Here is a 20931-nt window from a genome sequence, read left to right as displayed (position 1 = left end):
CTATTTACACCTATTGAATTGATACATCATGTAACACTAAGACACCAGTTGGGCTTTCCCAGAAACCTTCTACTTCGTCTCTGACTCCAACCAGAAATTCCTCATGTATGAGTGGTTGGATGATACTATCATCAGCAATCATTGTTTGAATTTCGCTATAGAGCTCAAGGCGTTCGTCTTCGTCTGTGCTTTTACGTGCTTCTTCAATTAACTCATCTATGTCATCGCGAGCCACAAATGTACGGTTTCCTTGTGCCCCTTGGTTATCAGAGTGGAAAAGAGCTAAGCCCATATCTGCATCTCCATTAACGGTTGACCAGCTTAAGATAAAGAGTTCTTGTTCTCCTTGAGACGTTAGATCAAGGAACGCACCCCATTCATTTACCTGGATGGATACATTCACACCAATTTTGCTAAGGGCTGACTGGATGTACTCAGCCATATCTGTCCGTTCACGCTGATCACTCGTGTTGAGGGTAATGTCCAGCCCGTCCTCGTATCCTGCTTCTGCTAGAAGTTCTTTTGCTTTTTCAATATCATACTCGTTGAATACAATCGAATCATCATGTCCAAAGATCTTAGGGGCAAGTGGAGTCTTAGCTTCAACACCAACCCCATTAAAGATCCCTTCTAAAATATCGGTACGATTAATGGCTAGTGAAAAAGCTTCACGAACCAGTGGGTCACTTAATAGTTCGTTCTTTTGGTTAAATCCAAGATATAAAAGGGCAACACTTTCTGTTTGATTCACGTGTATGCCATCGGTCGCTTCAAAGCGGTTCAAGTCACTTGCACTGACGTTATTAACAATGTGGGTTGCGCCGGTTTCTAGATTGGCAATCCGGGTACCGCCCTCAGGAATGACTTGGAAGGTCACGCTATCTACCTTAGCAGGCTCACCCCAATAGTCTTCATTTTTTAATAACTTGATAGACTCTCCGGAGTTCCAGCTATCAAAAGTAAAATACCCTGTCCCAATTGGGTGTTCATTCAAATAACTACCAGGTGTTGCACCGTCAGCCATTGCTTGATAATCTGCTTCAATTGCAACAGGACTCATCATAGCTGCTCCGTAATGAGCCAAGTTAGCAGGCAATGGAGCAAACGGGTATTCAGTATGTATGCGAACAGTAGTAGGGTCAACTACTTCAACTTCACTAATCATCTCAAACAAAAATGCTCGAGGAGAGGCAACCTCAGGATCAAGCACACGATCAAGATTTGCTTTCACGGCATCTGCATTAAACTCAGTGCCATCATGGAATGTCACACCTTCTCGAAGGTCGAATTCCCATTCCGTATCATTTATCTGCTTCCAATCTTCAGCAAGACCAGGCTCTAAATTTAATTCTGGATCTTGTACAACAAGTGATTCGAAAATATTAGAGCTAATGTTACTGGATGCTGTATCGTTTGATCCATGAAGGTCAAGTGTCACAGCTTCGGACTGCATATCAACAACAAGATCTCCCCCTGTAGCGCTCGCTGTTCCACCTGCATCGGTGTTATCGCTCGCGCACCCAACCATAACAAATGCACTTAGTGAGACAATAACAGCTCCTAACCCAAAAAACGTTTTCTTTCTCATTACTCCACTCCTCTTAATTCTCTCTATAGTCTGAATCTTTACTACTATAACGCGAAAAAGTGTAACAGACAATAAAAAATCCGAGCTGAAAACTACTTAATGGAGTAAATGTAGTTATGTGGCGAAAGAAGCCAAAACGAGTTAGGATAAAAGTAAAGATCACAATGAAGTCCGACTTAAAGTAGCCATTCATACATTTCATAGGAGAAAGCAAATAAAGAGGTGAATACATGAAAAATAAAATTCTTCGGCATCTCATGCCACTAACGGATGAGGAACGAGATATTCTTGCTAACCCTAAGGTTTCACATACACGCTATTCGTCACAGGAGCACTTCACTACAGTAGAGAGTAAAAAATTTCTCGCTAATAATGAAACGATTATGGTACGAAAACACACTCGATTTGTCCAATTCCCTAAGCATAAGCACGATTACATTGAGATGAGTTATGTTTTACAAGGCTCTTTTACACAAACAATCGCCGGGAAACGAATGCAATTAAATGAAGGTGAGCTTATGTTCTTAAATCAACATATAGAGCATGAGATTGAGCCCTGTCAAAAGGACGATATCATCATCAATTTTATTATTCAGCCCAGCTTTTTTGAATACATCTTTTCCTTCTTAAACATTCGAGGTCCCATATACCGCTTTTTAATGGATAGTCTTTACGCTTATTCCTACCAGGGCCAGTACCTCACCTTTAAAACCGCTAACCATGAGGTTCTACAGACACATATTCATACGATCATTCATGAAATTCTACACCCCAATCAAGTCTCGGAGGCAAAGGTGAAACTACTCGTTGGATTAGTTCTTGTTGAAATTTCTCAGAACGAGCAAGAAATTGAAGGTAATGAAATGTTCACCCTGCACACAAACTGGATGCAAGAAATCCATACCTATATTAACCAATCCTACAGCACAGCGACGCTCACTGAGATTGCTTCGACCCTCAACCAACATGACTATGTGTTGAGTCGAGCTATTAAACAGATGACCAACCAAACATTTAAGGAGCTATTACAAGAAAAGCGCTTATCCATTGCCTGTGAGTTAATGGCAAAAACAGACCTTCCCATCACGATGATTGTGAATCAGGTTGGTTATGATAATGTAAGTTATTTCTACCGGATCTTTAGCAAGAGATACGGAATGACACCTAAAACATATCGTATATCACTTGAAGACCTCTAAATCAATAGGGGTCTTTTGTTTTGCAAATAAGGACATAAGATTAGATCTTTCCGGACATAGAGATCCGTAACCCGTTTTTATATACTTAATAAAAGAAAGCGATTTCAAAGGAGGGTTAAAAACATGTCGTCTACTCATATTGCCGTGGATATTGGAGCATCAAGTGGTCGATTACTTGTGGGTACACTAGATGGTCAGAAAATAGACCTTCAAGAAGTTTACAGGTTCCAAAACGCGATGATTCATCGTTCAGGACATCTATGCTGGGATATAGACGATCTCTTTGCTGAAATAAAGAAGGGTATTCATATCTGCCGTGAAAAAGGGATAAAACCTAAAACGATTGGCATTGATACGTGGGCTGTTGACTTTGTGTTACTTGATGAGTTTGATCAGCCAGTAGGTCCCGTGGTTGCCTACCGAGATACGCGTACGGAAGGCGTCCTCGAAAAAGTAACTGAGGAACTATCTAAAGAAGAGATTTACACCAGAACAGGCATTCAGTTTCAACCGTTTAACACCTTCTATCAATTAGCAGCTCTAAAAGAGTCTCATCCAGAAATGATTGAGAAGGCTAAGTCATTTCTAATGATTCCTGATTACTTCCACTATCTTCTCACAGGAAAAAAGGTGAACGAATACACAAATGCCACCTCTACACAGCTACTAAATGCCTATTCGAAAAACTGGGATGAATCTTTACTTACGTATTTAGGGATCAGTCCTGATTTATTTGAAGAGATTGTACTTCCTGGAACTACGCTCGGAGGATTAAGAGTAGAGCTTGTTCAGGAGTTTGGTTTTGATCTAGAGGTTATCACTCCAGCCACACATGATACTGCATCCGCAGTAGCTGCTATACCGGAGGACAAGGATACCATCTACTTAAGCTCTGGGACATGGTCTTTACTGGGGGTAGAGAACGAGGAGCCACTCTGCGATGAGAAAGCGCAAGCGTACAACTTCACAAATGAAGGTGGAGTAGATTATCGTTTCCGTTTCTTAAAGAACATTATGGGGTTCTGGATGATTCAAGAGGTCAAGCGTCTTTATGGTGATATCTATTCCTTTGATGAGCTTGTCCAAGCAAGCAAAAAAGTGAAAAATCCATCCATTATTGATGTTGATCAGCAACGATTTTTGAATCCAGTAAACATGATTGAAGAGATTCAGACTGCTTGTATCGAAAGTGACCAGCCAGTGCCTGTCAGGTCAGGTGAAATAGCAGCCTGTGTGTTTCATAGTTTAGTTAAGAGCTATCAAGCAGCGATTCTCCAGATAGAAGAGATAAATGGCAGGACTTATGATCAAGTGAACATTATTGGTGGCGGCGCAAAAAACGAATATGTGAACCAGTTAGTAGCAAATGTAACGGGAAAAACAGTGGTCTCAGGGCCGATTGAGGCAACGGCGATAGGCAATCTGTTAGTTCAGATGCTTGCCACAGGTCATATCAGCACTTTGGCTGATGCTCGTGCGCTTGTAGCAGCATCTTTCTCGCTAAAAACATTTAACCCACAAAAAGGAGAGATTCCCCATGGCTAACACACCGTTTGAAGAAGCAAAAACTCATTATGAGCGTTTTGGAGTAAATGTGGAAGACGCATTTCAGAAGCTATCAAAGATTCCTATCTCAGTACATTGCTGGCAGGGCGACGATATATCTGGATTTGAAGTGACAAAAAGAGAGCTTTCGGGAGGAATTGATGTCACAGGTAATTACCCGGGAAAAGCTCGTAATGGAGAAGAGCTTCGCGCGGACTTAGACAAAGCGTTGTCTCTCATTCCAGGTACGCACCGTGTAAATCTTCATGCCATTTATGCAGAAACAGACGGCGAAGAGGTCGACCGTGATGCGATTGAACCTAAACACTTTGAAAAGTGGGTCTCTTGGGCAAAGGAGAAAGGAATTGGGCTCGATTTTAACCCAACTGTCTTCGCTCATCCAAAAGCGGAAGATGGCCTAACTCTTAGTCATCCTGACCCGGAGATTCGTACGTTTTGGATTAATCATTGTAAGGCAAGTAGAAAAATTGCTGCGTATTTTGGGAAAGAGCTTGGAACACCTTCCTTGGTTAACATTTGGGTGCCAGATGGATATAAGGACACCCCGAGTGATCGATTCACTCCTAGAAAGAGATTAAAAGAGTCACTGGATGAAATTTTTTCTGAAGAATATGATGAGAGTCTGGTTCTAGATGCTGTGGAAAGCAAGCTATTTGGGATTGGCTCGGAAGCCTATGTTGTTGGATCTCATGAGTTTTATCTAAGCTATGCTCAACAGAATAACAAGCTATGCTTGCTTGATTCAGGACATTTTCATCCGACAGAAACGATTTCTAATAAACTGTCATCCTTGCTTTTATTTAATGAAAAGGTCGCACTTCACGTCTCACGTCCCGTTCGTTGGGACAGTGATCATGTGGTCACATTTGATGATGAATTAAAAGAAATCGCTCATGAGATTATTCGGGCAGACGCACATGAGAGAGTGAACATCGGCCTTGATTTCTTCGATGCCAGTATCAACCGTGTTGCAGCATGGACGATTGGTACACGGAACACGGTGAAGGCATTGCTATACGCATTGCTTGAACCAACTGGTCATTTAAAAGAATTGCAAGAACAAGGAGACTTCACGGAACGATTGGTTTTACTTGAGGAATTTAAAACATATCCATTCGGAGCGATCTGGGATGAATACTGCCAAAGACAACAAGTACCTGTTAAAGAAAGCTGGTTAAACGATATAAAGAAATATGAAGAAGACGTTCAATCTAAACGCGCTTAGTCAAACCAAATAGAAAAGGACTGATTAGAATGGTAAAAAACCTTTGGAATCAACAAGAAGCTGAACAAAAACAAGGATTAGATGAACTGGTCTACCGCTCAAACCTAATTGGTTCAGACCGAGCAGTATGTAACTGGGGTGGCGGAAATACATCCATGAAAACATCAGAAATCGATTTTCGTGGACGCGAAGTAGACGTCATGTGGGTGAAGGGAAGTGGATCTGATCTAGCAACGATGGGTGCAAAGAATTTTACCGGGCTACGCCTTGACGATATACATCCATTGTTTGAAAAAGAAGAAATGCCAGATGCTGAAATGGTTTCATATTTAGAAAATTGTATGCTGAGTCAAAAGCATCCGCGTGCATCGATTGAAACGTTACTACACGCATTTCTTCCTTTTAAGCATGTAGACCACACGCATCCTGATGCAATTATCAGCTTATGCTGCGCAGACAATGGTCAGGAACTGGCAAAAGAAATCTACGGTGACCGTTTTGTATGGGTACCTTATATTCGTCCGGGGTTTACACTCTCTAAGATGATCGCAGAAGGTGTGCAAAACAATCCTAATGCAGAGCTTGTACTCATGGAGAAACACGGGCTGGTTGTTTGGGGAGACACGGCACAAGAGAGCTATGATCGAACGATTTCTACAATCAACGAAGCAGAAGCGTTTATTCAGTCGAAGCAGGATGTACCATTTGGTGGGGAAAGAGTAAGCTCACTTTCTGGAGAAGAGCGCAAAGAACTGTTATCTAGTGTGATGCCTGTCATTCGTGGACAGGTGAGCCAGCAAGAAAAGGCGTTACTCACATATGATGATGGTGAGAATATTCTCGAGTTTGTAAACAGCCATGATGCTAAGGATTTATCTCAGGTAGGTGCGGCTTGTCCGGATCATTTGGTTCATACAAAACGTGTCCCTCTCTTTATTAGCTGGGAGCCAGATGCAAGGGATGCGGCTGGTTTAGCGGAGAAGCTTGTTAAAGGCATTGATTCATACAAAGAAGAATACAAAGCTTATTTTGAAAAAAACCAGTCAGAAGGCGACATCATGTTTGATCCTTCTCCACGTGTCATTTTAATCCCTGGTATTGGAATGGTGAACACAGGGAAAAGTCTTGCAAATGCGAAGGTAAGTGGAGCCCTTTATACACGAGCCATCTCCGTTATAAAAGGAACAACCGCGCTTGGTCAATTCGTTTCTTTAAATGAAGAGGAATCGTTCCAAATTGAGTACTGGCCGCTTGAGTTGTATAAGCTTTCGCTTGCACCAACAGAGGCTGAATTTTCACGTAAAGTTGCCTTTGTTACAGGGGGAGCAGGAGGAATCGGTAGTGAAACATGCCGTCAGTACGTCAGCCAGGGTGCACATGTAGTCATTGCAGACTTAAATCTAGAGGGTGCACAGAAGGTGGCTGAAGAGATTAATGCAGAGCATGGTGAGGGGCGTGCCATCGCTATTAAGATGGATGTAACAGATGAGGAAGCGATTGTGTCTGCCTTTTCTGAGGTTTCCCGCACATATGGTGGACTGGACATGCTTGTTAATAATGCAGGGCTTGCTACATCAAGTCCATTTGACGAAACAAGTTTAAAAGAATGGAACTTAAACTTAAACGTGCTTGGAACAGGCTATTTCCTTGTGTCTCGTGAAGCCTTTAAGCTGATGAAGAAGCAATCAATAGGTGGAAGTATGGTCTTTATCGGCTCGAAGAACTCGGTGTATGCAGGCAAAAATGTATCTGCATATAGCTCGGTCAAGGCACTTGAGGCCCATTTAGCTCGTACAATTGCTGCTGAGGGCGGGGACTTCGGAATTCGAGTGAACACAGTTTTACCAGATGCCGTCTTGCAAGGTTCGGCGATTTGGGGATCTGCATGGCGCGAGGAACGTGCCGCAGCATACGGCATTAAACCAGAGGAGCTTGAGGATCATTATAAGAAACGCACAACACTTGGTGTAATGATTCTTCCTAAGGATATCGCTGATGCCATTCTGTTTTTGTCTTCGTCCAAATCAGAAAAAACAACAGGATGCATGATTACAGTAGATGGTGGAGTGCCTGCAGCATTTACAAGGTAATAAAGAAGAGAACGAGGATGGCACACAACTAAAATTCAATTTGAAAAGGCGAATGATTCGATTGCAGAATCATTCGCCTTTCGTGTGTTTTGCGTGTTTTAGTAAGACGAGCGGAGGAAGAACCCGAGACTCCTACGGAACAGAACGCGGTCAAGACACTGTAGCGGCGCCCTTTCCGCGGAAGGGGCTGAGGCCGTTCCCGTGGAAAGCGAGGGATTCTTCTGTAGTGGATTATTTGCTATATTCGTGTTTTACTCGCTACATTCCAGTTATGTCCCGCCCTCGTCCTTTTTTCTTATTATATAGAAGAAACCAGTTGTTTTAATGCTTCCTCAATGGACGTTACAGGACGACCAAGAACTGCTTCAAAATCACTTTTCTCTGTAGCTAAACTGCCTACGCGAATGCTTTCTTGAATGCCAACTACAATCGGAATCGCAAAGTCAGGCACACCCGCTTGTTTCATCGCTTCTGCATACTCTTCGTCACTAACCTGTTTAACAGAGATGTCTTTTCCAGTAACAGACTCTAAATGTCCAACGAGTTCTTCCTGCGTATAAAGTGGACCAGAAAGCTCATACGTTGTAAAATCATGTCCCTCTTCCGTTAACACACGTGCAGCAGCCTCTGCATAATCCTGCTGCAGTGCCCATCCAACTTTACCTGAACCAGCTGAAGTAATCCATGGTGCACCTTGGGTAGCGGCTTTAATACTATCTGTTTCATTTTCTAAATACCAGTTGTTACGTAAGAAGGAATATGGAATGCCTGTTTCTTTAATGGCTTGTTCAGTTGCGACATGAGGCGGCGCCATCAGATTTTGACTGTTGGTTGCATCCGCTAAACTTGTGTAGGCGATAAATGAAACTCCCGCTTGCTTAGCTGCTTCAACAGCTTGTGTATGTTGCTTAATTCTTGTTTCATTGTCTCCATCTGCAGAGATGAGTAGCAGGTGATCAATGCCAGTAAATGCTTTTTCAAGCGATGCAGGATCATTAAAGTCTGCTTGGCGTACATCCACTCCCAATTCCTTTAGATCTGTAGCTTTTTCAGGATTACGCACACTGACTGCGAGTTCACTTGCAGAAATGCGAGTAAGAACGGATTGGACAATTTTAGAACCGAGTCGACCAGTTGCACCAGTAATTAATGTTTTCATATGAAAAGCCTCCTAAGATTTAAATCTACTTGTAACTATTATTATTACATGTATTTATAATAGTTACAAGTTTGGTGCTTGTTAATCGAATTGAATGGTCTATTCAAAAGCCCACATATTGTTCGTCATACCAAACTGTACTATACTTGTAATAGCATTTGTTACAAGAATGGATGGTGCAATATGTCGATTAGTAGTCGATTTTCAGTAGGGATACATCTGTTATCTCTTTTAGATATTGATAAAGATCAACCAGAGATGAACACATCTGAGTTTTTAGCAGGAAGTGTGAATACGAACCCAGCCGTTGTTCGAAAAATAATAGGCATGCTTCGAAATGCAGGACTTGTGAAAACAAGACCGGGCAAAGCGGGGGCAGAGCTTGCAAAGGATTTATCCGAGGTAACACTGCTCGATGTGTACAAGGCAGTAGAAGCCGTGAAGGAAAACCAATTGTTTAGTATTCATGATCATCCAAATCCAATATGTATTGTTGGACGAAACATACAGCATTCAATTGGTGAGCATTTTAATGAGGCGCAGCAAGCGCTTGAGCGATCATTGGAAAAAACAACAGTGGACCAGGTTGTCCGCCAAATTGAGAAGGACGAAGCGCAACAAGAGAGTAACTGATCATCTTGTTGTTTCTCGTTTCGTGCGTTATCATTAAGGTCTTAAGGTCAGATCATTGGAGTGAGCAGATGCTTGAAGATCAGATTCATCAAGTGAAGAAAACGACGATGTCACAGCATATCGTACAGCAGCTGATGGAACTAATTATAAATGGAACCATTCCTCCTGGTGGTAAGCTGCCAAGTGAAAGAAAGCTTATGGAAATGTTTGGTGTTGGACGAAGCACATTAAGAGAAGCGATTCGTGCCTTAGCAGCACTTGGTTTAATTGAAGTACGTGTGCCAGAGGGTACTTTTGTAGCTGAAAGCTTTGGGGACTTTTTTACGAAGCATCTTGAGCTCATGTCTAAAATAAGCTTTGATAACATTCTTGAGCTTGTAGAAGCAAGAGTAGGCGTTGAAGTCATACTTGCCGAACTGGCGGCGAAAAAGTCAACAGGCGAAGATCATGTGCGACTCGATGATGTTGTTAAACGCATGCAGAATGCGAGTACCCATGGTAAGTTCCTGGAGTTGGATCTAGAGTTTCACCGATTGATTGCGGAGATGGCGAGAAACTCATTTTTATCAGAGGTTCTCCAAATTTCAAGTGTCGTAACAAAGGTCTGGATGGCAAAAGTGATCGAAGGCTATTCCATTCAACAGAAGCTCATGGATCAGCACCTTGCTGTGGCAAACGCGATAAAAGTAAAGAATGCAGAACAAGCAAAAGAAGCGATGGCGATTCACCTAGATACGATTAATCAGCTGCTTGTTGAATATAAACAACAAAACAGAGAGATCTCAGTCGACTAACTGAGTCTCTCTGTTTTGTTTTATTTATCATCAACAAGAATATAGCAAGCGCGAACGGGCCCATGTACGCCAACAACTAAATTCATTTCAATATCAGCACTATTACTAGGTCCAGAAACAAAATTCACACAGGAGGGAATCTCCTCTCCCGCTTCAACTTTTTGATGGAGCATCCGAGTCGCTTGACTAATACGAGGTACAAGCGAGCTCTTAGGAATGATAGCAATAAACGACTTTGGAAGAAAGCTCACAGATCGACCTTTTCCGGAATCGTGGAGTAAAGTGACCGTTCCAGACTCTGCTAATGTCATATCGGAAAACGTAATGCCAACATCCGCATGTTCTGCAAAGGTGATATTTCCTTTTTCATCGAGTGAATCCCATTCGTGAACGTGGTGACCTTTATCTTTGTGTAGCGTAAAGTAGGAATCAAGACCATATTCGGCGAAGCGAGGATCCTGCCAATGAATAATGGAAGAAGCCTCATAATCATTTAAGACTTTGTCAACAGTGGTCGAAAGCTTATCAAGGGTGGTTTCCTCCACTTGAGTATGAATCGCAAGACACCGATCTTTGAGCTGAGCCACAAGCTCATCCTGACTGGCAGTTGTCGAAACGTCCCATTGTGGACGTTTTTTCCACGTTGGACGCTTGACCGTTTTCTTTCGCGGACGACCGAGGTTTTTGGCAATCTCATTTAAAAACGTCTCTTGATGATTTTCTTTAGTTGTCATGCGTTGCATCTCCTTTTTCTTTCTTAAACCAACTGCGGAATGATTCGCTAGCAGGTGTAGGGAAGTCACGGATGTCTGTCCATGGTTTCATTGGACCAGGCCCACGAACAATCTTTCCATCTTTCACAAGTGGCTTCATGAGCTTTGGAGCAAGCTTTGTACCCGTACGTAACAGATTCGAGTTACTCATTGCCATACCAAAGCCTTTCATCGCGAGCTTCTCGCCCCACGTACTCAATTTTTCATCTTCAACAATTTTACGACGATGTTCAATTAAAAGAGAGTGGAGTGGGATCTTCACCGGACATGCATCCGTACACGCAGCGCAGAGGCTTGAAGCAAAAGGAAGCTCCTTATGATCATCGTACCCTCCAAGTAATGGGGAGAGCACTGCGCCGATTGGACCTGGATAAATGGACCCGTATGAGTGGCCACCAATGTGCCGGTAGATCGGGCACACATTAATACAGGCTGCACAGCGAATACACTGCAGAACCGATTGAAACTCTGTTCCTAAAATGGAAGAACGACCATTGTCGACTACGACTAAATGAAACTCTTCTGGTCCATCCGTTTCTCTATCGCGCCTTGGACCAGTGAGACCGGTAACGTAGCTCGTCAAGTTTTGACCAACCGCACTACGGCAGAGCATGGTTACCATTACATCAAGCTCTTCCCAGGTCGGAACAATCCGCTCCATTCCCATGACCGCAATTTGAGTGTTCGGCAGATCTGCGGTTAGATGGGCGTTTCCTTCATTTGTGACTAATGCGATGGAACCTGACTCAGCGACCGCAAAGTTACAGCCCGTGATTCCAATGTCAGCTGTTAAAAATTCCTGTCGTAGCTGTTCTCTTGCAAATAACGCTAACTCCTCTGGTTTAGACGATCCCTTGTATTGACGTTTTGTATCAAACGTATCGCGAATTTGATCGCGGTTTTTATGAAGGGCAGGTGCCACAATATGAGACGGAGGATCATGGTCATCAAGCTGGAGAATATACTCACCTAGATCAGACTCAATGACCTCACAGCCAATTGATTCTAATGCATGATTCATTCCAATTTCTTCGGTTACCATAGATTTAGATTTAATAATCTTTTTGGCTTCTTTTTTCTGTGCTACACCTTTAATATAGTCATTTGCTTCTTGAGCAGTTTGCGCAAAGAAAATATGTCCGCCGCTTTTCACTACATTGGTAGCAAGCTGTTCCAAATAGTAATCAAGGTTTTCAAGGGTATGCTGCCGGATTTCCTCCGCTTGCTCCCGCCAATCCTCCCAATTGCCTAATTGATCAGAAGAACGTGTTTTTGCATTTTTTAAACGCTCTTGTGCTGAAACAACAGATCCTCTCATAAATGAATCATCCAGCCCTTTATTCACTCGATCAAAAAACGGTTTGTCTCCAATTTTCATTGGCATGCTGGTCCCCTCCTTACACCTTCTGTTGATTTAAAATTTCAGCAATATGCTTTACTTGAACAGGCTTCCCAAGTCTCTCAAGACGTCCCCCGATATTCATCAGGCATCCACAATCAGCCCCAATCAATACATCTGAGCCCGTTTCTTCAATATGAGCAATTTTCTCATCAACCATTTGCTCTGAAATCGGTTTCATTTTTATGGAGAAGGTTCCTCCAAATCCACAACAGGTTTCTCTACCAGGAAGCTCCGTATACTGCAGACCATCAACCTGTTTAAGAAGTTTCATAGGCGCTTCTTTTACACCTAGTAATCTCGTCATGTGACATGATGAGTGATAGGTAGCCTTGGCAACACATGATGCCCCGACGCTCTCTGTACCAAGCACATCTACTAGAAACTGAGTGAATTCATATGTTTTAGACGCAAGCTCTTCAGCTCGTTTCAACCAAACGGCAGATTCTTCTTTAAAGAGATGCGGATATTCATGAAGCATGGCAGCACATGATCCAGAAGGTGCCACAACATATTCAGAGTGTTCAAATGCACGAATCTTTTTTTTAGCGACTTCCTTTGTCTCCTTGTGGTACCCACTGTTAAAAGCAGGCTGCCCACAACAGGTTTGGTTGGCAGGGAAATCGACGGTGCACCCTTGCCGCTCTAATACCTCAACCACATCTTTCCCTACATTCGGATAGAATACATCTGCCAAACACGTAATGAATAACGATACCTTCATACCACTCACTCCAATTTTGTCATATGGTCAGACCATTAAATGTTGTTTTCATTATAAACCGGGTGGAAGGGGAGTTCAATAGTGAAACGTTAAGCCCGTTTACGCAAAACCCCAACGCTCACGCCCCATCGATCACCTCCGACAAAACCTGCCCATTCCTCTCCACGCCATCTTTACAACCTACATCCTCGCTTAACATTCTCCATGCTTTTCCTACTGACTTAAAAAATACTTTATCTTCCATTCATAGATGCTTAATGATCGGAACGTAGCATAGGAGCTAGTAAGCCAATCTAACAATTCTAGGAGGCAGATACATGAAAACGTACTGGACGATAGGGAGCACGGCAGCGCTTGCTTTGCTTATGATGACAGGGTGTGGATCAACTTCTTCCTCAGACACTGTGAGCGGAGCGACTCCGGATGAGCCTATAGAACTTACATATTGGTATGCGTGGGGAGACAAGATTGGGGAGAACAATGAGAATCTTGTAGCGCAGTTTAACGAGGAGCACCCTTCCATTCAAGTAACGGCAGAGTTTCAAGGTACATATGATGAGCTTCATGCAAAAACACAGGCATCCTTCGCAGCGAAGGATGCACCAGAGGTCACACAAAATGAAATAGCTTCGGTTGAGACTTTTGCCAAAAACGGGATGACGGAGAGCTTGCAGCCTTTTATTGAAGCGGATGATCTTGCTATTGAGGACTTTAATGAGGGCTTAATGGGGAACTCGTATGTGGATGATGAGATTTATGCTCTTCCATATCTCCGCAGTACACCAATCCTATACTTGAACACAACAATCCTCGAGGAAAAAGGACTTGATCCTGATGGTCCAAAAACGTGGGATGAGTTCAAGGAGTATGCGGCTGTTCTGTCCGAGGATGGAACGATGAAGGGTGCAACTATGCCTATAGATATTTGGTTCTATGAAGCCTTTGTTACACAAGCTGGTGGAACCATGATTGATGACAACGGGAAGCCTGCGTTTAACAGTGAAGCAGGAGCTGAAGCCATTGATTTTATAAAAGAAATGTATGAGGAAGGCTCCATTAAGGTTCCTACTGGAGATGTTGCAGGAGATACGGCGAAGCAGGATTTTGTGAATGGGAAATCAGGAATGATGCTTAGTTCAACTGCTGATCTGACATATTTAATGACAAATGCGAGTGAACAGGGATATGAGGTAGATACTGCTTTTATGCCTGAGAATAAGCAGTTTGGAGTTCCAACTGGTGGGGCGAATCTTGTCATGACAGCTGGTTTGGATGAGGCGAAACAAGAGGCAGCATGGACATTTATTAAATGGATGACAGATACAGAGCAAACCGCGTATGCAAGTGAATTTACAGGTTATCTGCCAAGTAGACACTCTGCTTCTGAAACAGAGGCAATGCAGAAGGTCTACGAAGAGGTGCCTCAATATAAAACAGCGGTTGATCAGCTTGAATATGCGCATGAGCGTCCGATGGTAGAAGGTTATCCAGAAGTCGTAAATGCATTAGTAGAGGAAATTACACGAGCCGTCCTGCAGGATGGAACAAGTCAGGATGCGTTAGATAATGCAGAAAAACGCGCGGAAGCAGTCTTGAAATAATAGGAAGGGAGAGGGGATTATGGCGAGTATTACCCTTAAAAACATCAGCAAACGCTTTGGAGATGAACGAGTCATTGACAACTTGAATTTACACATTAAAGACGGATCATTTACTGTGTTTGTTGGTCCTTCCGGGTGTGGAAAATCAACAAGCCTCAGAATGATCGCGGGTCTTGAAGAGCAGTCGGAGGGTGAGATCTGGATTGATGATCAACGTATCGATCATCTTCCTCCTGGAAAACGGAATATTGCGATGGTGTTCCAGAACTATGCCCTCTACCCAAGTATGACAGTTAAAGGGAATATTGAATTCGGTCTTAAAAATAAGAAGGTACCAAAAGCGGAACGGGAAGCGTTGATCCACGATATTGCTAGTATCGTGGGTCTGACTCCTTATCTATCAAAAAAGCCTCAGGTTCTCTCAGGTGGGCAGCGTCAACGAGTGGCACTTGCAAGGGCGATGGTGAAGAAGCCCAAGGTTTTTGTATTTGATGAGCCGCTTTCTAATCTTGATGCCAAGCTAAGAGGGCAGATGCGTACAGAGCTGATTCAGCTTCACAAACGCCTGGGTACAACATTTGTGTATGTCACACATGATCAAACAGAGGCGATGTCAATGGGTGATGAGATTGTGATTTTACATAAAGGACTTATTCAACAGATGGATAAACCGATGACGATTTATCACCATCCAGCGAATGTCTTTGCTGCTCAGTTCATTGGCACTCCGGCTATGAATGTGTTCACTGTAGATGAGCTTCCTGAATCATTTCAGCATGTCGGTCAAGAGGTAAACCAAATTGGATTTCGTCCAGAGCATGTCACCATTTCCAAGAATCTCGCACTTTCAGGAGAAAAAGCGATTGTTAAAGCGGAGATCAAGACAGTTGAAACGTTAGGATCTGAAACATTGTACCAGCTTGAAACGTCCTTTGGAGGGATGGTCGCTAAAAGTATTGAACCACCTCTCTCAATGGGGGATAAGGTGTACATCAGTGTCTCCAAAGGGCATCTTCATTATTTTGATCAAAATGGGGTGGCGATAACAAAGCCTCATGTTGTTCATGAAGAGGTGGGCATTGAAGCATGATGCAAAAAGCACAGCCCTATTTGATGATTCTTCCATCTCTCATTGTGTTCGGACTATTTTTTCTCTATCCCATTGGCTACTTAGTTCAGTTAAGTTTGCATGATTGGAACTTTATTAGCCCAGAGATGAATTTTATCGGACTTGAGAACTTTACTCAGCTTTTTCGTGATAATGAATTTAGAGAGGTTTTACTCAACACCTCTGTGTATACCGTGGCAAGCGTGAGTGTAACTACTATTCTCTCCATCTTTCTTGCACTTTGGCTCAATAAACAAGGCTGGTTTTACACCTTTTTGCAAGGGGCTATCTTTAGTCCGCACGTCATCTCTTTAGTATCCATTGCCTTGTTATGGATGTGGATGATGGAGCCGGATTATGGCTTATTGAATTGGGCATTAAATCTTGTTGGCTTAAACGGTATTCAATGGTTAAATGCGCCGGAGACGTCCTTGTTTTCTCTAATTGTTGTAGCCGTTTGGAAGGGGCTTGGCTTTAACACGTTAATTTTTATTGCGGGTCTTCAAAGTATTCCGAAGTCAGTCTACGAAGCAGCGGATTTAGATGATGCTACAAGGTTTAGTCGGTTTCGTGAAATTACGTTACCTATGCTATCACCGACCATCTTCTTTCTTGTCATTATTAACTTAATAGGGTCATTCCAAGTATTTGAGACAATCTCCATTATGACACAGGGTGGTCCCATTAATTCAACGAATATGATCGTGTATTACATCTACGAATATGGATTCCAATATTTTAAAATTGGCTATGCTTCGGCGGCTGGTGTCTTGTTATTAATCATTATTAGTGTGTTTACGGCGATTTACTTCTGGCTCTTATCACGTCGTGTTCATTATCAATAAGGAAAGGAGCCTACTTACTATGAATGGGGTAAAGCGTTCGATAAATGTGGTGGGTCTTGTGCTTCTTGCTCTTGTTTTTCTATTTCCTTTTTTATGGATGGTGTCGACCTCCCTTAAAACATTAGGCGAAGCCATGACCTTTCCACCAAAGTGGTTACCGGATTCGTTGCAGTGGCAAAACTTTGTTTCGGCCTGGAATTCTGGTCCGTTTCTGCAGTATTTAACAAATAGTCTGCTTGTCACAGGCGGGATTCTTGTTTTTCAATTTATTACGGTTGTTCCGGCTGCTTACGCATTTGCCAGATATCAGTTTCGTGGGCAAAAGGTCCTGTTTGCTCTCATTATGATTACATTAATGATCCCGGCGCAGTTAATTTTTCTGCCGGTTTATATTCAAATGAGCAATTGGGGCCTGCTAAACCAGGTATGGGCACTCATTCTACCATTTGCTTCAAGTGCCTTTGGAATTTTTCTACTAAGGCAGTCGTTCAAACAGGTTCCACATGAACTGATTGAAGCAGCAAGGCTTGATGATGCGAGTGAGTGGAAAATCATGTGGAAAGTCATGGTGCCACTTGCTAAACCTACTTTAATTACGTTTGCATTATTTAGCTTCATTACTCATTGGAATGATTACTTCTGGCCGCTTGTTATGACTACAAACAATGACGCCAGAACACTTCCAGTAGGAATCGCTCAGTTGCGTAATACGGAGGGTGGGGTGTCTTGGAATACGTTAATGGCTGGGAATATGCTTTTAGTTATCCCTGTTCTGTTTGTGTTTTTTATGGCGCAACGGCAAATTATTCGCGCCTTTACCTACACCGGAGTGAAATAAGAGAGGATGAATGAGATGAAATGTATCGCACATAGAGGTTGGTCGAGTTATGCCCCAGAAAATACGATGGCTGCTTTTTATAAAGCGTTAGAACATGACTGGATTTTTGGAATTGAATTAGATGTTCATTTAAGTAAGGATGGCATCCCGGTAGTGATTCACGATCATACATTGGAGCGCACCACAAATGGAGAAGGTGAAGTCAGAGATTTTACGTTCAGTGAACTATCTCAGCTTGATGCGGGGAGCTGGTGCCGCGAGTCCTTCTCAGATGAACGCATTCCAAGCTTGGAGCAGGCGCTTGTTGCAATGAAGGATTCAGGTAAAAAAGTGACCATTGAATTAAAACAAGTGGGCTCACGTTATATTGGGATGGAAGAGGCGGTTGTGGAGGTTGTTGAACGATTGGATATGATGCACCAGGTCATTTTTGCTTCATTTGATCATACATCGGTGAAACGAATGGAACAGTTAGCTCCCCAGACGAGTAGAGGGCTTATCATTGGTCAACTTCCTAATCTCATTTTAGAACAATTGCATTATGTGGCAGCTGACTACGTGATGATTGAACACCATTTTGCGGATGCGGCACTCATTAAGCATTTGCAGGAACACGGCAAACACGTGGGTGTCTGGACGATTGATGATGAACTCATTGTAAATCGGGGCCGTACAATGTATGAGGATGTGTACATCACAACAAATAATCCACGCATTTTAAAGGATCATATTTTAAAATCAACTACGATTTAATGAGAGTGAATTGCTTTGTGTTCCCTGCTTATTCGGCTATGATAGAACCAGAGAGATACGAGGTTAGGAGTGTCGATATGCCGAATTTGCAGGATGTTGTTTTATATGAAAGCAAACATCAGGAAAAAGATTTTGTTCAGCCTCACAGTCATCAAACGCATCAAATCTTGTATGTTCTCGATGGACAGGGGCGTTGTCAGTTAAATGAACATACCTCTCCGCTTAAACCAGATAGCATGATTGTCATTCCCCCTCATACGGAACATTCTATTCTGGCAGCGTCTAAGATGACGGTGCTTATTTTGGAATTCTCGCACCTTCATGTAGAAGCTGATACTAGAGAATTCCTTATCAAGCCAGTATTCAAAGAGCCCAAGGTCTGGAGCCTCAATCTTTTTATCAGTAGTGAAGTGAGGCAGCTGCTTAGGAAAATGCTATATGAACAATCGCAGAAAAGCATTGAGTATACGCTCGGCATTAAGCTGTTGCTTAGTCAGCTTCTCTTTATATTAATGAGAACCAATCAATCAATGGCACAGCTGGACTCGAATACGCTCCGCTCTAGTTGGCTTAAGGAGTATATTGATTCAAACTTTTATCAAATTACAAGTATAGAAGAGATGGCTGGGAAGATGGGGATTAGCTCCAGGTATATGAACCAAATGTTTACGGAAGTGTATGATCAAACGCCTATGCGTTACTTAACTGAAGTCCGATTAACGAGAGTGAAGAAAATGCTGACAGAAACAGATCTCGATATTGTCACCATTTGTTTTGAGGTAGGCTTTGAATCGCTCTCTACCTTTTACAGGGTGTTCAAAAAGCAAGTGGGGGTTCCGCCGAATCGATACCGGACTACGTATGTGGGAAAGTCGATCGAATAAGAGAGAATGAGTTTGAGATAAGACATTAGGTTGGATAGCAAAACATGAAGATAGCTCAATACCCGCTACAGGAGAATCCCTCGCTTTCCGCGAATACGGCCTCAGCCCCTTTTGCGGGTAGCACCGCTACAGTATCTTCACCACGTATTTTACCGCAGGAGTCTCGGGTTCTCCCTCCGCTCATTTTGATAAAATACGAATGGCAAATGATTCGAGGTAGAATCATTTGCCATTCTCTTGTAAATTTTTAGTTTTGTCCCGACCTCTCACTCATACAACGATTTATCTTCAACCTTGTGCGTAATAAATGTAATCACAAGTCCAAGCGTAATTAGGCTCGCTGCTACAAACGTTACGGTTGTATAGCTGCCACTCGCCTCAAGTACCTGAGTCCCTAGGAAGGCACCGATGGCATTCGCGAGATTAAAGACAGAGGCAGCAACCGTCCCTGAAAGAGAAGGGGCTTCTCTTGCTGCAATGATAATCTTTGAGTTGAGTAGTGGCGTGGTTCCGAAAGTCCCAACACCAAATAGGAAACAAACAATAAACGCTGTAATCGAAAATTGTAACAGGTACGTGAACGATACCAGAACTACAGCAAGCATAACGAGAGCTCCCATTAAGCGTTCAGTGAGTAATCGTGGAAGGACGCGTCCCGAGACAAAATTCCCAATGACGGCTCCGAGCCCAAAACAGAACAGAGCTGCGGTGATCGCCGTTACTTCAAATCCAGCGAATTCACGTAGCATTGGTTCTTTGAAAGTGTACGCTGTAAAGACACCAGAGAAACCAAAGACAATGATTGCAATGACGAGCAGTACGCTTTTATTTTTAAACATTCCTAACTCTTTCTTTAAATTAGGAGTGTCAATTGGTTTATGGTTTGGTGTCGTTAAGATAATGCCGATAAAGGCAATCGCTCCAAGAATGGCGATAAACCAGAACACATATCTCCAGTCAAAGATTCCACCAAGGTAAGAACCAAATGGAACACCAAGCATGATGGCAATCGTTAATCCACCTTGTACAGCGGCAATCGCTGCCGTACGTTTCTCAGGGGTGGAAATGTTAACCGCTACAGCCATGCTTAACCCAAAGAATGGTGCATGCATCGTTGCAGACAATAGTCTTGAAACAAGCAGCATCTCAAAGTTAGGTGCAGTAGCCGCAATAATATTACTGACAACAAAAATCCCCATGAATACAATGAGTAATCTTTTTGTGGAGAACTTTATCGTAATCATTCGCAAGATCGGGCCGAATACTGCAACACCTAGTGCATAGACACTGAGTAGTAATCCTGTTGTGGAAATTGGTACATCTAAATCATTTGAGAATTGAGTAAGCAATCCTGTTACTACATATTCAGTCATTCCAATTGCAAATGTGGAAAGCATAAATATGATGAGAACAGTTCTTCTTGAAGCCTGTAAACGATTCATTTCATCACCCCTCAAAATCAACTTTTTTACCAGCACAAGCGGTTATGATAAAACATAATTGGGGTGATGTCTAGACATATCACTCAAATTGAAAAAGTTAACAAAATGACTGCGCTTACGTGGTTTTTTAGGGTAAATTCCATTAAAAAGAGACTGAAACAAAACATTCATTCGCTGATGAATACATGAACATAGCAACAAACCCGCTACAGTGCCTTCACCGCGTTCTGTTCCGTAGGAGCATTCCTGTGGGTTTTCTTTTGACCTATTTACACAAAAAAAGTCCTCCGTTAAGATGCAAGTAATCACA

The 20931-nt window shown here is 42.7% G+C and carries 18 protein-coding genes; 12 read left to right on the top strand and 6 right to left on the bottom strand.

What is annotated here, in order from left to right:
• Positions 1–10: 10 nt before the first annotated feature.
• The gene (locus ACQKKO_RS04370; protein ID WP_498644704.1) at positions 11–1588 is read right to left on the bottom strand and encodes a glutathione ABC transporter substrate-binding protein; all 1578 of its coding nucleotides are present in this window, start codon (positions 1586–1588) and stop codon (positions 11–13) included.
• A 230-nt stretch (positions 1589–1818) separates the two neighbouring features.
• Between ACQKKO_RS04370 and ACQKKO_RS04365 the strand changes: the two genes are divergently transcribed.
• The 4 genes from ACQKKO_RS04365 to ACQKKO_RS04350 all read left to right on the top strand — a co-directional run bounded on the left by ACQKKO_RS04365 (position 1819) and on the right by ACQKKO_RS04350 (position 7668).
• Positions 1819–2787 carry an AraC family transcriptional regulator gene (locus tag ACQKKO_RS04365; RefSeq protein WP_498644703.1) on the top strand — a complete coding sequence of 323 codons (969 nt, stop codon included), beginning with the start codon at positions 1819–1821 and terminating at the stop codon, positions 2785–2787.
• 123 nt (positions 2788–2910) lie between these two features.
• Positions 2911–4332 (top strand): rhamnulokinase, encoded by a 1422-nt coding sequence (rhaB, locus tag ACQKKO_RS04360; protein ID WP_498644701.1) that lies wholly within the window; start codon positions 2911–2913, stop codon positions 4330–4332.
• A complete protein-coding gene (gene rhaA, locus ACQKKO_RS04355; RefSeq protein WP_498644699.1) occupies positions 4325–5578 on the top strand; it encodes an L-rhamnose isomerase in 1254 nt (417 codons plus the stop codon). Before rhaB ends, rhaA begins: the two co-directional genes overlap by 8 nt.
• 29 nt (positions 5579–5607) lie before the next feature.
• Positions 5608–7668 carry a bifunctional aldolase/short-chain dehydrogenase gene (locus ACQKKO_RS04350; RefSeq protein ID WP_498644697.1) on the top strand — a complete coding sequence of 687 codons (2061 nt, stop codon included), beginning with the start codon at positions 5608–5610 and terminating at the stop codon, positions 7666–7668.
• Positions 7669–7966: 298 nt separating this feature from the next.
• Here ACQKKO_RS04350 and ACQKKO_RS04345 read toward each other — a convergent pair whose 3' ends face one another.
• Complete coding sequence (locus tag ACQKKO_RS04345; RefSeq protein ID WP_498644695.1) at positions 7967–8827, bottom strand: SDR family oxidoreductase; 861 nt, start codon at positions 8825–8827, stop codon at positions 7967–7969.
• Positions 8828–9010: 183 nt separating this feature from the next.
• Here ACQKKO_RS04345 and ACQKKO_RS04340 point away from each other — a divergent pair, with 183 nt between their 5' ends.
• Both ACQKKO_RS04340 and ACQKKO_RS04335 read left to right on the top strand, forming a co-directional pair.
• A complete protein-coding gene (locus tag ACQKKO_RS04340) occupies positions 9011–9460 on the top strand; it encodes an Rrf2 family transcriptional regulator (protein ID WP_498644693.1) in 450 nt (149 codons plus the stop codon).
• Between the two features lie 68 nt (positions 9461–9528).
• Positions 9529–10254 (top strand): FadR/GntR family transcriptional regulator, encoded by a 726-nt coding sequence (locus ACQKKO_RS04335; protein ID WP_498644691.1) that lies wholly within the window; start codon positions 9529–9531, stop codon positions 10252–10254.
• 20 nt (positions 10255–10274) lie between these two features.
• On the opposite strand, the gene ACQKKO_RS04330 is transcribed toward ACQKKO_RS04335, so the two are convergent.
• The 3 genes from ACQKKO_RS04330 to ACQKKO_RS04320 are packed head-to-tail and all read right to left on the bottom strand — an operon-like array spanning position 10275 to position 13150.
• Complete coding sequence (locus ACQKKO_RS04330; RefSeq protein ID WP_498644689.1) at positions 10275–10988, bottom strand: LutC/YkgG family protein; 714 nt, start codon at positions 10986–10988, stop codon at positions 10275–10277.
• Positions 10978–12411, bottom strand: coding sequence for a LutB/LldF family L-lactate oxidation iron-sulfur protein (locus ACQKKO_RS04325; protein ID WP_498644687.1), 1434 nt, complete (start codon positions 12409–12411; stop codon positions 10978–10980). The genes ACQKKO_RS04330 and ACQKKO_RS04325 overlap by 11 nt, the downstream gene beginning before the upstream one ends.
• A gap of 13 nt (positions 12412–12424) precedes the next feature.
• The gene (locus ACQKKO_RS04320) at positions 12425–13150 is read right to left on the bottom strand and encodes a (Fe-S)-binding protein (protein ID WP_498644685.1); all 726 of its coding nucleotides are present in this window, start codon (positions 13148–13150) and stop codon (positions 12425–12427) included.
• Between the two features lie 317 nt (positions 13151–13467).
• On the opposite strand from ACQKKO_RS04320, the gene ACQKKO_RS04315 reads away from it, so the two are divergent.
• The 6 genes from ACQKKO_RS04315 (at position 13468) to ACQKKO_RS04290 (ending at position 19179) form a co-directional block, all read left to right on the top strand.
• On the top strand, positions 13468–14751 hold the full coding sequence (locus ACQKKO_RS04315) for an ABC transporter substrate-binding protein (protein WP_498644683.1): 1284 nt from the start codon (positions 13468–13470) through the stop codon (positions 14749–14751).
• Between the two features lie 19 nt (positions 14752–14770).
• Positions 14771–15841: an ABC transporter ATP-binding protein gene (locus tag ACQKKO_RS04310; RefSeq protein WP_498644681.1), complete on the top strand. Its 1071-nt coding sequence runs from the start codon at positions 14771–14773 to the stop codon at positions 15839–15841.
• On the top strand, positions 15838–16704 hold the full coding sequence (locus ACQKKO_RS04305) for a carbohydrate ABC transporter permease (RefSeq protein ID WP_498644678.1): 867 nt from the start codon (positions 15838–15840) through the stop codon (positions 16702–16704). The genes ACQKKO_RS04310 and ACQKKO_RS04305 overlap by 4 nt, the downstream gene beginning before the upstream one ends.
• A gap of 19 nt (positions 16705–16723) precedes the next feature.
• Positions 16724–17542 carry a carbohydrate ABC transporter permease gene (locus tag ACQKKO_RS04300; RefSeq protein ID WP_498644676.1) on the top strand — a complete coding sequence of 273 codons (819 nt, stop codon included), beginning with the start codon at positions 16724–16726 and terminating at the stop codon, positions 17540–17542.
• Between the two features lie 15 nt (positions 17543–17557).
• Positions 17558–18295 carry a glycerophosphodiester phosphodiesterase gene (locus tag ACQKKO_RS04295; RefSeq protein ID WP_498644674.1) on the top strand — a complete coding sequence of 246 codons (738 nt, stop codon included), beginning with the start codon at positions 17558–17560 and terminating at the stop codon, positions 18293–18295.
• Positions 18296–18372: 77 nt separating this feature from the next.
• Entirely contained in the window at positions 18373–19179 is an 807-nt protein-coding gene (locus ACQKKO_RS04290; protein WP_498644672.1) for an AraC family transcriptional regulator, read from the top strand.
• 266 nt (positions 19180–19445) lie between these two features.
• On the opposite strand, the gene ACQKKO_RS04285 is transcribed toward ACQKKO_RS04290, so the two are convergent.
• Positions 19446–20621, bottom strand: coding sequence for an MFS transporter (locus ACQKKO_RS04285; protein WP_498644670.1), 1176 nt, complete (start codon positions 20619–20621; stop codon positions 19446–19448).
• Positions 20622–20931 lie beyond the last annotated feature (310 nt).

Origin of the sequence: Alkalihalobacillus sp. NPDC127517 (assembly GCF_050276055.1) — a bacterium.
Classification (GTDB): domain Bacteria; phylum Bacillota; class Bacilli; order Bacillales; family Bacillaceae_D; genus Alkalicoccobacillus.
This window is presented reverse-complemented; position numbering and strand designations above follow the sequence as displayed.